Origin of the sequence: Yinghuangia aomiensis (assembly GCF_039542225.1) — a bacterium.
In the GTDB taxonomy this organism is placed as follows: Bacteria; Actinomycetota; Actinomycetes; order Streptomycetales; family Streptomycetaceae; genus Yinghuangia; species Yinghuangia aomiensis.
Genome location: NZ_BAABHS010000001.1, coordinates 80,621 through 94,144 on the forward strand (window position 1 = coordinate 80,621; position 13,524 = coordinate 94,144).

At 71.8% G+C, this 13,524-nt stretch carries 8 protein-coding genes and 2 pseudogenes; 5 read left to right on the top strand and 5 right to left on the bottom strand.

The genetic code is table 11. The features are described from left to right. Window positions 1-64 precede the first annotated feature (64 nt). From ABEA93_RS00350 to mce, 3 genes are all read right to left on the bottom strand, one after another. Complete coding sequence (locus tag ABEA93_RS00350) at window positions 65-4,690, bottom strand: hypothetical protein (protein ID WP_345673153.1); 4,626 nt, start codon at window positions 4,688-4,690, stop codon at window positions 65-67. A gap of 1,136 nt (window positions 4,691-5,826) precedes the next feature. Then, the gene (ccrA, locus tag ABEA93_RS00355) at window positions 5,827-7,164 is read right to left on the bottom strand and encodes a crotonyl-CoA carboxylase/reductase (RefSeq protein WP_345673154.1); all 1,338 of its coding nucleotides are present in this window, start codon (window positions 7,162-7,164) and stop codon (window positions 5,827-5,829) included. Between the two features lie 186 nt (window positions 7,165-7,350). Then, window positions 7,351-7,791 (bottom strand): methylmalonyl-CoA epimerase, encoded by a 441-nt coding sequence (gene mce, locus ABEA93_RS00360; protein WP_345673155.1) that lies wholly within the window; start codon window positions 7,789-7,791, stop codon window positions 7,351-7,353. Window positions 7,792-8,010: 219 nt separating this feature from the next. Between mce and ABEA93_RS00365 the strand changes: the two genes are divergently transcribed. Together ABEA93_RS00365 and meaB are read left to right on the top strand one after the other, a co-directional pair. Further along, window positions 8,011-9,198 (top strand): acetyl-CoA C-acetyltransferase, encoded by a 1,188-nt coding sequence (locus tag ABEA93_RS00365; RefSeq protein WP_345673156.1) that lies wholly within the window; start codon window positions 8,011-8,013, stop codon window positions 9,196-9,198. A 140-nt stretch (window positions 9,199-9,338) separates the two neighbouring features. Then, window positions 9,339-10,313 (top strand): methylmalonyl Co-A mutase-associated GTPase MeaB, encoded by a 975-nt coding sequence (gene meaB, locus ABEA93_RS00370; RefSeq protein WP_345673157.1) that lies wholly within the window; start codon window positions 9,339-9,341, stop codon window positions 10,311-10,313. A gap of 133 nt (window positions 10,314-10,446) precedes the next feature. Here meaB and ABEA93_RS00375 read toward each other — a convergent pair. Further along, window positions 10,447-10,899 (bottom strand): annotated as a pseudogene (locus ABEA93_RS00375) (MarR family winged helix-turn-helix transcriptional regulator); the annotation flags it as partial. Between the two features lie 121 nt (window positions 10,900-11,020). After that, window positions 11,021-11,896 (bottom strand): DUF2127 domain-containing protein, encoded by an 876-nt coding sequence (locus ABEA93_RS00380; protein WP_345673159.1) that lies wholly within the window; start codon window positions 11,894-11,896, stop codon window positions 11,021-11,023. A 111-nt stretch (window positions 11,897-12,007) separates the two neighbouring features. Here ABEA93_RS00380 and ABEA93_RS00385 point away from each other — a divergent pair. The 3 genes and pseudogenes from ABEA93_RS00385 to ABEA93_RS00395 all read left to right on the top strand — a co-directional run. Then, window positions 12,008-12,505: pseudogene (locus ABEA93_RS00385) on the top strand (MarR family transcriptional regulator); the annotation flags it as partial. Window positions 12,506-12,722: 217 nt separating this feature from the next. Beyond that, window positions 12,723-13,049, top strand: coding sequence for a DUF3817 domain-containing protein (locus tag ABEA93_RS00390; protein ID WP_345673160.1), 327 nt, complete (start codon window positions 12,723-12,725; stop codon window positions 13,047-13,049). 92 nt (window positions 13,050-13,141) lie between these two features. Further along, complete coding sequence (locus tag ABEA93_RS00395; protein WP_345673161.1) at window positions 13,142-13,474, top strand: DUF3817 domain-containing protein; 333 nt, start codon at window positions 13,142-13,144, stop codon at window positions 13,472-13,474. The last annotated feature ends 50 nt before the right edge of the window (window positions 13,475-13,524 follow it).

Genomic DNA, 13,524 nt, shown 5'->3' on the forward strand with positions numbered 1-13,524 from the left:
GAATCCTGGCACGAAACAGACGGCTCATCGACCTACGCTGCGGAGAACAACCGCCTTTCGTCCCTCAATCGGGTGGTGACGCGCTGCTGTTCTTGCCCGACGACGAGCCGGCGGGAGACGCCAGTGCGTCCAAGACGCCTTGCACGCGCGCCATTTCGGTGGCGATGTCCTTGCGGCGGCGGTTGAGTTCGTCCAACTTGCGCTGACCCTCGGCCCGGGACCGCTCGGCTTCCCTGCGAGCCTCGGTGCGCAGGCGTTCCGCCTCCCTCCGCGCGTCGTCCAGAATCCTGTCCGCGTCGGCCGCGGTCTTGCGGCGGACGGCCTGGGCCTCGCGCTGGGCGGCGGCGATCTGTTCGGCCACCTTCGCACGCAGGTCGTCCGCGCCCTTCTGGGCATCGCCAAGCCGCTGCTCCGCCTCGGAAAGCAGCGCCTCGGCCTTCTTTACCGCGGCAATACGTACCCTATCGGCCTCGGCGCTGGCCTTGTCGCGGATCCGCTCGGCTTCTTCCGTGGCATCCGCTTTCGCCTTCTCGCCCTCGGCAACGGACTTGGCGCACTGTTCCTCGGCCGCTTCGACGAGCGCGTCGACACGCTTGCCCGCCGCCTTGAGGCTTTCCGCGGCCTGCTTGCGGGCGCCTTCGACGGCTTCTTCGGCTTCCTTGTCCGCACGTTCGCGGGTCGCGGAGGTGTCCCGGCGGGTCTCCGCGATCATCTTGTCGGAGTCCTTGCGGGCCTTCTCGATGACGTCGGCGGCCTCGGTGCGCAGCCGGTTGTCCTCGGCCTCCGCCTCCGCGACGAGCTTGGTGGCCTGCTCGGACGCGGACTTCAGCTTCTGCTCGGCCTTGCGCTCGGCCTGCGCGACCAGTTCGGTGACGTGGCCCTTGGTCTTGACCAGCGTTTCCTCGGCCTCGTCGACCGCCTGGTCGAGGGTCGCCTTGGCCTTCTCGCGCATCGACTTGGCGTCGGAATCCGCGGACTTCAGCGTCGCGGTCGCCTCGTCGCGGCCCGCGGTGCGGGTGCGTTCGGCTTCGCGCTCGGAGTCGTTCTTGAGGCGTTCGGCGAGCTTGCGGGCCGCGGTGACCGTGGCGTCCGCCTCGGCGCGGGCGCGCACCAGGTGGGTCTGCGCCTCGTCGCGGGACTTGGCCAACTCCCGTTCGGCCTCGGTGCGCAGCCGCGCCATCTCTTCGTGCGCCGCGTCCTCTATGCCGGAGACGGCCGCGCGGATGGTGTCGGCTTCGCCCTTGGCCTCGCGGATCGTGCGGGCGCCTTCTTCGTCCGCCTTGCGGAGCTTGAGCTGTGCGGCGTCCTGGATCTCGCGGGCCTTGGTCTCGGCAGCCTCGACGAGTTCGCGGGCCCGGGCCTGCGTGCGGTCGCGCAGGTCGACGACCTCCAGGCGGGCCTCTTCGAGGGCCTGCCGGGCGGTCTCGCGGACCTCGGCGGACATGCGCTCGGCTTCCGCGACCGTGCGCGCCGCGCCCGCTTCGGATTCCTCGCGCTGCCGGCGGACCGCCGCTTCGGTGTCGGCGCGCAGTTCGGCGGCGTCGCGGCGGGCGGCGTTGCGGATGCCTTCGCCTTCGCCGCGGGCGTCGCCGAGGATCTCCTCGGCTTCGGCGCGGATCTTGGCGAGCAGTTGTTCGGCGTTGCGGGCCGCGGTCTCGGTCCGCTTGGCCGCCTCGGCGGCGGCGCGTTCGGTGACGGACGCGGCTTCCGCGGCGGCGTGTTCGGTCAGCGCCGCGGCTTCGGCGCGCGCCGCCTTGAGGGTGGCCTGCGCCTCGCGGCGGTCGGTCTCGGACGCCCGGCGCAGCTCGGCGGCCCGCGTCTCGGCGTCGCGGTCCATCTCGGCGACCAGCGCTTCGGTCGTGCCGCGCAGGTCCGCGGCCCAGGCCTCGGTCGCGGTGCGCAGCTCTTCGGCCTGCGCTTCGGTGGTGGTGCGGACCTTGGCCGCCCACGCCTCGGTGGCGTCGCGGAGTTCCTCGGCCTGCGCCTTCGTCGTGGCGCGGAGTTCGGAGGCCTGGAACTCGGACGTGGTGCGGAGCTTTTCGGCTTCGGACTCGGACGCCGTGCGCAGCTCGCGGGACCACGTCTCGGTCTCGCCGCGCAGCGCGCCGGCCCAGGCCTCCGTCTTGCGGCGCAAGTCGTCGGCCCACGACTCGGTTTCGGTCTGCAGCTCGGCGGCGCGGGTCTCGGCCTCGGTACGGACGCCGGTCGCCCACGTCTCGGCGTCGTTGCGCAGGTTGTCGGCCCACGCCTCGGACTCCGCGCGCAGTTCGTTCGACCACGTCTCGGCTTCGCGCACGAGGTCCTGGGCGCGGCGGGTGGCCGTCTCGGTGTTCTTCGTCGCGTCGGCGCGGGCGGTGGCGAGGAGTTCCTCGGCCTCCGCGTGTGCGCGTCCGGCGGTCTCGGCGGCCTGCTGCTGGACGCGCTCGGCCTCCGCCTTGGCGGTGGCGACGAGTTCGCCGGCGGTGGTCTCGGCTTCCGCGCGCACCTGCGCGGCGGCTTCCGCGGAATCCGTGGCCAGGCGCTCGGCCTCGGCCCGCGCGGCCTCCAACCGTTCGGCGGACTCGGCCTGCTGACGTTGCGTCAGGTCCCGGAGCCGGGCGGTGTCGGCGACCGCCTTCTCGCGCAGCTTGCCGGACTCGGCCTGCGCGCGCTCCAGGATCTCCTCGGCCGCGGCCTCGGCACGCGCCTTGACGTCGTCGGTGTGCGTCTTCGCCTCGGCGAGGAGGCGTTCCCCGGTCTCGCGGGTGCGCGCTTCCACGGCTTCGGCGTCCGCCTGGGCACGCGAGCGGAGTTCGTCCGCTTCGGTACGCGCTTCCGCGGTCGCCCGCTCGGCCTCCGCACGTGCTTTGGCGAGCACCTCGTCGGCCGCCGCGGACGCCGACTCCAGCCGCTCGCCCGCCTGCGCCTCCGACTCGGCGACCATCCGGTCGGCCTCGGACCGCAGCCGCTCGGCCTCGGCGCGGGCCTGGCCCAGGAGTTCCTCGGCCGCCGCGGTCGCCGCCGCCAACCGCTCCGCGGCACCGGACTCGGCCTGCGCGAGCGCCTGCGCCGCGTCGGCCTGCTGCTTCGCGGCAGCGGCTTCGGCCTTCGCGAGCATCTCGTCGGCACGCGCGGTCGCCGCCGCCAGACGCTCGGCGGACTCCTCTTCGGCCTGCTGCTTCGCGGCGGCGGCCTCGGACTTGAGCCGGTCGGCCTCGGCACGCTGCTCTTCTATCGCCGCCGTGACCTCGGCGTGCATGCCGAGCGCCTTCTCGCGGGCCTGCGCGGCCTCGTCGAGCGCGGCGTCCCGGTCGGCCTCCGCCTGGGCGACCGTTTCGGTGCGCAGGCTCTCCGCGGCGGCTTCCGCCTCGGCACGCAGCCGGTTGGCCTCGGCCCGGGCCTGGTCGGCGAGTTCGGCGGCCTCGGCGCGGGCGGCCTCCAGCAGACCGGACACCTCGCCGCGGATGCGCTCGGCTTCCGCGGCGGCCTCGGTGCGTACCCGTTCGGCCTGTTCGTCGGCGTCGCCGCGGACCTGCGCCGCGTGCTTGTCGGCTTCGCCCTTGACCTTCGCGGTGTGCTCGTCGGCGCTGGTACGCGCCTTCGTCAGGACGTCCTCGGCCTCTTCGCGGGCCTTGGACAGGAGTTCGTCGGCGTCGTTGCGGGCTTTGCCGACCAGCGTCTCGGCGGTGCTGGTCGCCTTCTCCATGCGGTCCGCGGCGTCGGTGCCGGCGACCTGGAGGAGGGCTTCGGCTTCGCCCTTGAGGCGCTCGGCCTCCGCCTGGTGGCGCTCGGCCTCGGCGGCCGCTTCGGCGCGCAGGCGGGCGACTTCCTCCTGCGCGTCGCGCAGCATGCTCGCGGTGTTCGCCGAGGCGCCTTCGGCGCGTTCGGCGGCCTCGCCGGTGACCCGGTGCGCTTCGGCGCGGGCCTCGTGGCGGATCCGGTCGGCTTCCTGCCGGGCGCCGTCCACCATCGCCTCGGCCTGGCTGCGGTGGTCCGACGTGATCTGGTCGACCTGTTCGCCGACCGAGTCCGCGCGCTTCTGCGCGGCGGCCAGCATGCGGTCGGCCTCGGCCTGGGCGCGGGCCAGCACGGTGTCCGCGTCGGCCTGCGCGCGGTGCGCGGCGCCGGACGCCTGGTCGCGGGCGGTGATGGCCTGCGCGGACGCCTCGGCGAGCAGCCGCTCGGCTTCGGCGCGGGCCTGGTCGACGACCTGGCGGGCGCGTTCGTCGGCCTGCGCGCGGACCTGCTCGGCCCACTGGACGTTCTCGCCGACGCGGGCCTCGGTCTGCTGCCGGGCGTGCGCCAGCTCTTCGTCGAGACGGCGGCGGCGGGCCGCGAGTTCGGCCTGCCAGTCGGCCTCGAACTGCGCGGAGCGCTGCTGGGCCTCCTGCATGAGGCGCTGCGTGTGGGCGCGGGACTCGGCGACTTCGCGCTCGGCGTCCGCGCGGACCTGCTCGGCCTGCAGCTGGGCGTTGCGGAGCATCTGCTCGGCTTGGCCGCCGATGCTGTCGAAACGGGGGGTGGCGAGCTGGCGTCTGAGGTCATGCAGCTTCGCGCGAAGCACCTCGACCTGATAACCGAGGTCCTCCGCGTGCGCGACACTCTCCTCGCGCTCAGTTCGCAGCCGCTTCATCTCGGCTTCGATCTGGCCGAGGCCGTCGTCAACCTCGAAGCGGTCGTCGTAGCCCCGCACTGTGGGGTCCCACTCCATCCCCTGGCCGCGTCTTCACCAGCGCCGTTACCGTATCCGACCCATCCCCGGGGCTGACCAGACCCGGACCGGCCCGAATCCGCCCGAGAACCGAACTCTTCCGGACTCCTCCGGACCCGAGCTGTTCCGACCCGATCCCGACCGGTCTCCGATCCACGTTCGACCGGAAAACGGGGGATCCGCCGGATCTCGACCGTATCCGCCGGGCGGAGGCCGGTGCAGGCAGCCACCGTAATGCCCCGGCGCGCGAGCCGCCCGCCTGCCCGTGCGCCGCCAGGGGAAATGGTGTCAGATCCCGGGAGAGCTTAGTGCCGCCTCGGCGAACGATTTCCCGCCCGCACCCCCCAACCACGCCCCCAGCCCCCCGCGTTCCACCCCCCGCCACGTGACCCGACTCACACGACCGGCGGCCACCCGGCCGGGGAAAGGGGCCGGACGAGGCAACCGCGCCCTGACGGACGGGCACCCGACGCGACGCAAGAGCCGCGACGAACACCCGACGGGCGACGGGCGACGGGCGGGCGAGAGGCGAGGGTGGAGGGGAAGTGGACGACCAGCGCGATCGGCGGATGCCAGGCGCTCGGCAGCGCGCCACGGTTTGGGCCGGAGTCGGCGCGCCGCCGAGGCAGCATCGAGCCGCGGTCCCAGGCAACGGGCGGCCGGGAAACGGCGAGATCGGGTCGGACGTCGAGCCGGTTCCGCCCGCCAATGCCTCGCAGCGCCGCCGTCCGCGGCCCCGGCCCGCCGGCCTCGTGACCGGGCCCTGCCCTGCCGCCGGCCCGGCGCCTTCGCTTCGCGCCCTTGTCCGACACCCGCGGTTTCGGCTGCCTCCCAGCCCGCCCCGCGTCCGCTGCGACCACCGCGCGGCCCCGTCGGCGCGCGTCCGCCCCGACACCACACGCCCGTGCCCGACGCCCCGCGGTTTCGTCGGGCGCCCGCCGCCCGGCCTCGTGTCGGCCCCGACACCGCGCGCCCGTCGGCTCGTGTCGGCCCAGACAGCCCGCAGCCCGCAGCCCGTCGGCTCGCGTCCGCCGCAACAGTCCGCAGCCCTCGGCTCGCGTCCGCCCGAACAGCGCGCGGCCCCGCCCCCGCGCCGTTCGGCGTCGGGGCGGGGCCGCGGGTGGCGTGTGCGGTCGTCAGATGTTGCGGAAGCGGTTGATCTCGTTGATGTGCTTCGCGCGGAGTTCCGGGTTGCGGACGCCGAGGCCCTCCTCCGGGGCCAGGCACAGGACGCCGACCTTGCCCTGGTGCAGGTTGCGGTGCACGTCGAACGCCGCCTGGCCGGTCTCCTCCATGGCGTACGTGCGCGACACCGTCGGGTGGATCTTGCCCTTGGCGACGAGGCGGTTCGCCTCCCACGCCTCGCGGTAGTTCGCGAAGTGCGAGCCCACGATGCGCTTGAGGTTCATCCACAGGTACCGGTTGTCGTACTCGTGCACGAAGCCCGAGGTCGACGCGCAGGTCACGATCGTGCCGCCCTTGCGCGTCACGTAGACCGACGCGCCGAACGTCTCACGGCCCGGGTGCTCGAAGACGATGTCGACGTCCTCGCCGCCGGTCAGCTCGCGGATGAGCTTGCCGAAGCGGTTCCACTCCCTCGGGTCCTGGTTGTGCTCGTCCTTCCAGAACTTGAAGCCCTCGGCCTTGCGGTCGATGACGAGGTCGGCGCCCATGTCGCGGCAGATCTGCGCCTTGTCCTCGGAGGACACCACGCAGATCGGCGTCGCGCCGCCGTTGAGCGCGAACTGCGTCGCGTACGACCCCAGCCCGCCCGACGCGCCCCAGATCAGCACGTTGTCGCCCTGCTTCATGCCCGCGCCGTTGCGCGACACCAGCTGGCGGTAGGCGGTGGAGTTCACCAGGCCGGGGGAGGCGGCTTCCTCCCACGACAGGTGCGCCGGCTTCGGCATGAGCTGGTTCGACTTCACCAGCGCGATGTCCGCGAGGCCGCCGAAGTTCGTCTCGAAGCCCCAGATCCGCTGCTCGGGGTCGAGCATCGTGTCGTTGTGGCCGTCCGCGCTCTCCAGCTCGACGGAGAGGCAGTGCGCGACGACCTCGTCGCCCGCCTTCCACGCGTGCACGCCGGGGCCGGTCCGCAGCACGACGCCGGCCAGGTCCGAGCCGAGGACGTGGTACGGCAGGTCGTGCCGCTTGGTGAGGGGGGACATGCGGCCGTAGCGCTCCAGGAACCGGAACGTGGAGACCGGCTCGAAGATCGAGGACCACACGGTGTTGTAGTTGATCGCGGACGCCATGACGGCGACCAGGGCCTCGCCCGGGCCCAGCTCGGGGAGGGCCACCTCGTCGAGGTGCAGCGAGCGGCGCGGGTCCTTCTCGCGGGAGTCCATCCCGTCGAACATCGTCTCTTCGTCCTTGTGGACGGTGACGGCACGGGTGGACTCGGGCAGGGGAAGGGCTTCGTACGCTTCCTGCGGGGTGTCCCCAGCAAGGATGGCGTCGAGGATCTCCTTCATCGTCGGCCTCCAGGGTCGGCGTCGGGAGTTGAGGGTGTGCGGAAACTACCCATCGGTAACGTAACGGTGATCACCGGGGCGTGCCAAGGGGCGGGTCCGTAGGAATCCCGCCCCCTGTTTGACGCTGTGTCAGCGTTTTTGCCGGTTGCCGTGTCGGCATGTAACCGGGCCGGCGCCCGGTGCGGCTCAGTGCCCGGCGGCGTCCGCGGGCGCGGAGGTGACCAGCTCGGTGAGCACGCCGTGGCAGTCCTTGGGGTGCAGGAACGTGATGCGGGAGCCCATCGAACCGCGCCGCGGCTCGTCGTACAACACCCGGACGCCCTTGCCGCGGATGGCTTCGCTCTCGCCGTCCACGTCCGCGGTGCCGAAGGCGATGTGGTGGACGCCCTCGCCGTTCTTCTCGAGCCACTTCGCGACCGTCGAGTCCTCGCGGATCGGCTCCAGGAGCTGGAGGTAGGACGCGCCGCCGTCGTCCGTCTCGTTGATCTTGAGCATGGCCTCGCGGACGCCCTGCTCCTCGTTGACCTCGGTGTGGAACACCTCGAAGCCGTACGTGGCCCGGTAGAACTCCACGGTTTCGTCGAGGTTGCGGCAGGCGATGCCGATGTGGTCGATGCGCGTGAGCACGATGCCCTCCCGGGTCGTCGGGTTACCTCTGGGTAGGTACCCTGCATGTCGAAGCGACACTAGAGCGACACTATGGATCGAGACCTCATCGGGTCTCCCGAGGTGGGTCGTGCGTTCCGTCACAACGGGACCCCTGCCGACCAAGCATCGCATCCGGGTATGTTTCCGCCCACACCCTCAACTTCCCATCAGGGCTGACCTTCTTAGGAGGCCACTGTCATGGCCGGTTCTGTCATCGTCGCGGGGGCTCGTACCCCCATGGGCCGTCTCCTCGGCTCGCTCAAGGGCTTCTCCGCGACCGACCTCGGCGGCATCGTGATCAAGGCCGCGCTGGAGCGCGCCGGCGTCACGGGCGAGCAGGTGCAGTACGTGATCCTCGGCCAGGTGCTGCAGGCCGGTGCCGGGCAGATGCCCGCCCGCCAGGCCGCGGTCAAGGGCGGCATCCCGATGAACGTGCCGTCGCTGACCATCAACAAGGTGTGCCTCTCCGGCCTCGACTCCATCGCGCTGGCCGACCAGCTCATCCGCGCGGGCGAGTTCGACATCGTCGTCGCGGGCGGCATGGAGTCCATGACGAACGCGCCGCACCTGCTGCCGAAGTCGCGCGAGGGCTTCAAGTACGGCGCGATCGAGATGCTCGACGCGATGGCGTACGACGGCCTCACCGACGTGTTCGACAAGATCCCGATGGGCGAGTCGACCGAGTACCACAACGCCAAGCTCGGCATCACGCGCGAAGAGCAGGACGAGTTCTCCGCCCGATCGCACCAGCGTGCCGCCGCCGCGCAGAAGAACGGCGTGTACGACGACGAGATCGTCCCGGTCGCCATCCCGCAGCGGAAGGGCGAGCCGGTGCAGTTCTCGGTCGACGAGGGTGTGCGTGCCGACACCACCGCGGAGTCGCTGGCCAAGCTCCGCCCGGCGTTCACCAAGGACGGCACGATCACCGCCGGCTCGGCGTCGCAGATCTCCGACGGCGCCTGCGCGGTCGTCGTCATGTCCAAGGCCAAGGCCGAAGAGCTGGGCCTCGAGTGGCTGGCCGAGATCGGCGCGCACGGCAACGTCGCGGGCCCGGACAACTCGCTCCAGTCGCAGCCGTCGAACGCGATCAAGCACGCGCTCGGCAAGCAGGACCTCACGGTTGACGACCTGGACCTCATCGAGATCAACGAGGCGTTCGCGTCGGTCGGCGTCCAGTCGATGCGCGACCTCGGCGTCGACGAGGCGAAGGTCAACGTCAACGGCGGCGCGATCGCGCTCGGCCACCCGATCGGCATGTCCGGCGCCCGCGTGGTGCTGCACCTGGCGCTCGAGCTGAAGCGCCGCGGCGGCGGCACCGGCGCGGCCGCGCTGTGCGGCGGCGGCGGTCAGGGCGACGCCCTGATCCTCACGGTGCCGCAGAGCTGACGCGGACCGGACCACCACGACGCGCGGGCGGCCTGGCCGCCCGCGCGTCGCATTTGTTCGGGCGGGCGCTCGTTCGGGCGGCCGGGTACCCGGGCAGTGTGTGCTGAAGGCCGTGATTCGTGACCCGTGAAGGAGCTGCCGTGCCGCGGCGCACCGATGTACCGACGCTCGTCGCGCAGGCCCGGGACGGGCAGCCGCGCGCCGTGGCCCGGCTGATCTCGCTGGTGGAGGACGCCTCGCCGGTGCTCCGCGAGGTCATGGCCGCGCTCGCGCCGCACACCGGGCACGCGTACGTCGTCGGCCTCACCGGCCCTCCCGGCGTCGGCAAGTCCACGTCGACCTCGGCGCTGGTCGGCGCCTTCCGGGCGCGCGGCAAGCGGGTCGGCGTGCTGGCGGTCGACCCGTCGTCGCCGTTCTCCGGCGGGGCGCTGCTCGGCGACCGGATCCGCATGCAGGACCACGCGACCGACCCGGAGGTGTTCATCCGGTCGATGGCGTCTCGCGGGCACCTGGGCGGCCTGGCGTGGGCGACCCCGCAGGCGCTGCGGGTGCTGGACGCGGCCGGGTGCGACGTGATCCTCGTCGAGACGGTCGGCGTCGGGCAGTCGGAGATCGAGGTCGCGTCGGCCGCGGACACCACCGTCGTGCTGATGGCGCCGGGCATGGGGGACGGCATCCAGGCCGCGAAGGCCGGGATCCTTGAGATCGGCGATGTCTACGTGGTCAACAAGGCCGACCGGGACGGCGCGCAGACCACGGCGCGCGAACTCAACCACATGCTGTCCCTCGGCCCCGCCCGCGAGGCGGGCGCATGGCGGCCGCCGATCCTCAAGACCGTCGCCTCACGCGGCGAAGGCCTCGACGAGGTCGTCGAGGCCTTGGAGAAGCACCACGCGTGGATGTCCGGCAACGGCACGCTGCGCACGCGCCGCCAACGGCGGGTGCGCGCGGAAATCGAGGCCATCGCCCTGGCCGCGGTGCGCGCCCGCATGGGCGGCCTGTCGGCGGCCGGCGACGCGCTGGCCGACCGCGTGGTGGACGGCACGCTCGACCCCTATGCGGCGGCCGACGAGCTGGTGGCCGGACTCGGCGCGGGGCAGCCGAGCGCGGGGTAAGCGGGCGCGGAACAACCGGGCGCGGAGCGGCTCAGCGCGGAGCGACGGCCTCGGCCGTCCCGGGCCGCGGCTTCGGCCGCGCTCCGGCGCGCTCGCCCGCCAGCGACGGGCAGGTCGCCCCGTTGTCGACGCCGCGCAGGTGCTCGACGACGTCCGCGAAGGCCTCCAGGATGGCCCGCTTCTGCTCGTCGGTCAGCAGGTCCAGGTAGTGCCGCCGGACACTCTCCACGTGGTCGGGCGCGGCCTTGACCAGCCGGTCCCAGCCCGCGTCGGTGAGCACCGCCCACTGGCCGCGCCGGTCCGAGTCGCAGCTCTCGCGCACCACCAGCCCCGCGTTCTCCATGCGGGTCATCTGGTGCGACAGGCGGCTCTTCGACTGGTGGCTCAGGCCCGCCAGCTCGGTCAGCCGGATGCGGCGCTCGGGAGCCTCGGACAGCCGGACGAGGATCTCGTAGTCGTGCATGGTCAGGCCGTGCTGCTGGAGGTCGCGTTCCAGGTACAGAGGAAGCAGATTGAGCACGCCCAGGGAGGCCCGCCACATCTGCTGTTCTTCGTCGCTCAGCCAGCGAGTCTCCGGTTCGTTCATGAGACCAGGGTACCTCGTTCAGTTGAACATTCAATAATGTTTGGCGCCGCACGATCGCGTTCGGGGGACCGGTCATCCGATCCCCCGAAGCAATAACACCGTAAAATCGGCGCGCCATCCATCACCCGACCGGTTTGGCCGCCTCCATCGCCGGCGGACCGCCCTGGCCGACCAGGCGCTCCTGCCACGGCTGGCGTACCGGACCGCCGTGCGCGGCGTCCTGGACCTCCAGCAGCGACTCCTCGCGGCGCGCCGCCTCGAACGCGGCGTGGCCGCCGCGCACCCCGAAGAGCCGTTTCGCGACCACGATGTAGAGGACGGCGAGGATGTTGAGGGCGAGCGTGGCGATCTTGACGTAGCTGATCTTCTCGGTCAGCTCGTAGACCTCCAGCGGCAGGAACATCGCCGTCGCGACCACGGTGAGGTACTCGGCCCAGCGCTTCATCATCCAGAGGCCGACGGCCTCGACGATCTCGATGACCGCGTACACGGCGAGGCCGATGGCGACGTACACCAGCGTCGAGTGCTTGTACTCGAAGGTCTTGCGGATCGACTCGACCATCGCCGAATGGTCGATGTCCCAGCCGTAGTGCTCGGCGAGCGGCTTCAGCAGCGTGACGTCTTCCTCGAAGACCCGGCGCACCGAGTCGCGCGAGTTGCTGAAGCGCCACACGCCGTAGGCCGCGGCCAGCACCAGCAGTCCGCGCAGGGCACGCTCGATGGCGAGGAAGCGCAGGATCAGCACGTCGCGCAGCGCGCGGCCGCGCAGCACCTCCGGGGCTTCCTCGGCCGGGCCGGTGCCCTTCGGACCGCCGAGGACGAAGTCGCCGCAGCGTAGGCAGCGCCAGGCCTCACCCATCGGTGTCTCGGTGTGCAGGCGGCCCCGCAGTACGGGCTCGTCAGGGGCGTAAGTCTCATGTCCGCGGCGTGCGCAGGCTCGGCGATTCCAGTCCACCTCGCGCACGGTAGGGGCGCGGGGACATGCTGCGCAGTCCATCGGTTAACGGACGCGTCAAGGGCGAGTCATCAAAGGGTGAAGGCCGGATGATGGTGGCCGTATTGTGGGCGCTTCGTACCCGTCGGTAGGGATCGGGGCTACGCTGCGCCCGTGTCCAAGCCGCTGAACCTCCCCTTCGACCCGATCGCCCGCGCCGCCCAATCCTGGGAGCGGCACTGGGGCCCGTGCCCCCCGATGGCCGCCATCACGTCGATCATGCGGGCCCAGCAGATCCTGCTCGCGGAAGCGGACGCGGTGCTCAAGCCGTACGGGCTCACCTTCGCCCGCTACGAGGCTCTCGTGCTGCTCACGTTCAGCCGCAGCGGCGCGCTGCCGCTCTCCAAGATCGGCGAGCGCCTCATGGTGCATCCGACGAGCGTGACGAACACCATCGACCGCCTGGAGAAGTCCGAGTTCGTCGCCCGCCGCCCCAACCCCCGGGACGGCCGCGGCACCCTGGCCACCATCACGGACAAGGGCCGCGACGTCGTCGAACGCGCCACCGCCGAGCTGGTGGCCAACGACTTCGGGCTCGGCGTGTACGACGCCGAGCAGTGCGCCGAGATCTTCCGCGTCCTGCTGCCGCTGCGCGTCGACGCGGGCGACTTCACCCCGGACGAGCAGCCGGCCGAAGAGCCGACCGAGGAGCACGCCGAGGAACCGGTCGGGGGCGCGGCCGGAGAGCCGGTCGGAAAGCCGGGCGGGGAGGCCGCCGCGGTGCCGGAACAGGGGGCCGATTCGGAGCCTGCGGGGAGCGCGACGTAGTCTGCTTGCGCGCTCGTGAATCGGAGCGCAAACGTGGCGAAACGTCGATGAAGGTGTACCCGTGAAGCCTGCTGTCCTGACCCGCTACCGCGTGATGGCCTACGTCACCGGTGTATGGCTGCTCCTGCTCTGCCTGTGCATGGTCTTCAAGTACGGCTTCGACATGGGCGCCACCCTCACCCTGTACGTCAGCCAGCTGCACGGCCTCTTCTACATGATCTACCTGGTCACCGCGTTCGACCTGAGCATGAAGATGAAGTGGCCGGTCGGGCGCATGCTGGCGATCATGCTCGCCGGAACCCTCCCCGGCGCGTCGTTCGTTGCCGAGCGGAAGGTCGTCGAGTCCGTCCGGGAGAACGGACGGGCCGCGGAGCCGGTCCAGGCCTGACGCCCCGCCGGGCCCCGTCGAAGCGCGGGTCCGGCCCTTCCCGCGGAGTGCCGGTTCGGCCACTCCGAACCGCCGTATCCGAAGGTGAACTCATGCTGTCCAACCCCGTGTCCCGGTTCCGGCTGGTCGCGACCCTCGAAGGCCTGTCCTTCCCGGCGCTGCTGATCTTCGGATCGCTGCTCAGCCGCATCTCCGACATCGACTACCTGATGATGCCGCTGGGCCTCATCCACGGTGTGCTGTTCGTCGCGTACATCCTGCTGGCCCTCGACCTGCGCACGAAGCTCGGCTGGGACGGCAAGAAGACGGCGATCGCGATCGCCTGGGCGATCCCGCCGTTCGGCAGCTTCTACTTCAAGGCCAAGGCCAAGGACGAACTCGACGCCGCCGAGCGCGCCGAGGCCCCCGCGGCCGCGTCGGCCTGACGCCGTCCGGGCCGGTAGGCAGCCCGGGTACCCGCCGGCAAACGAAGGGA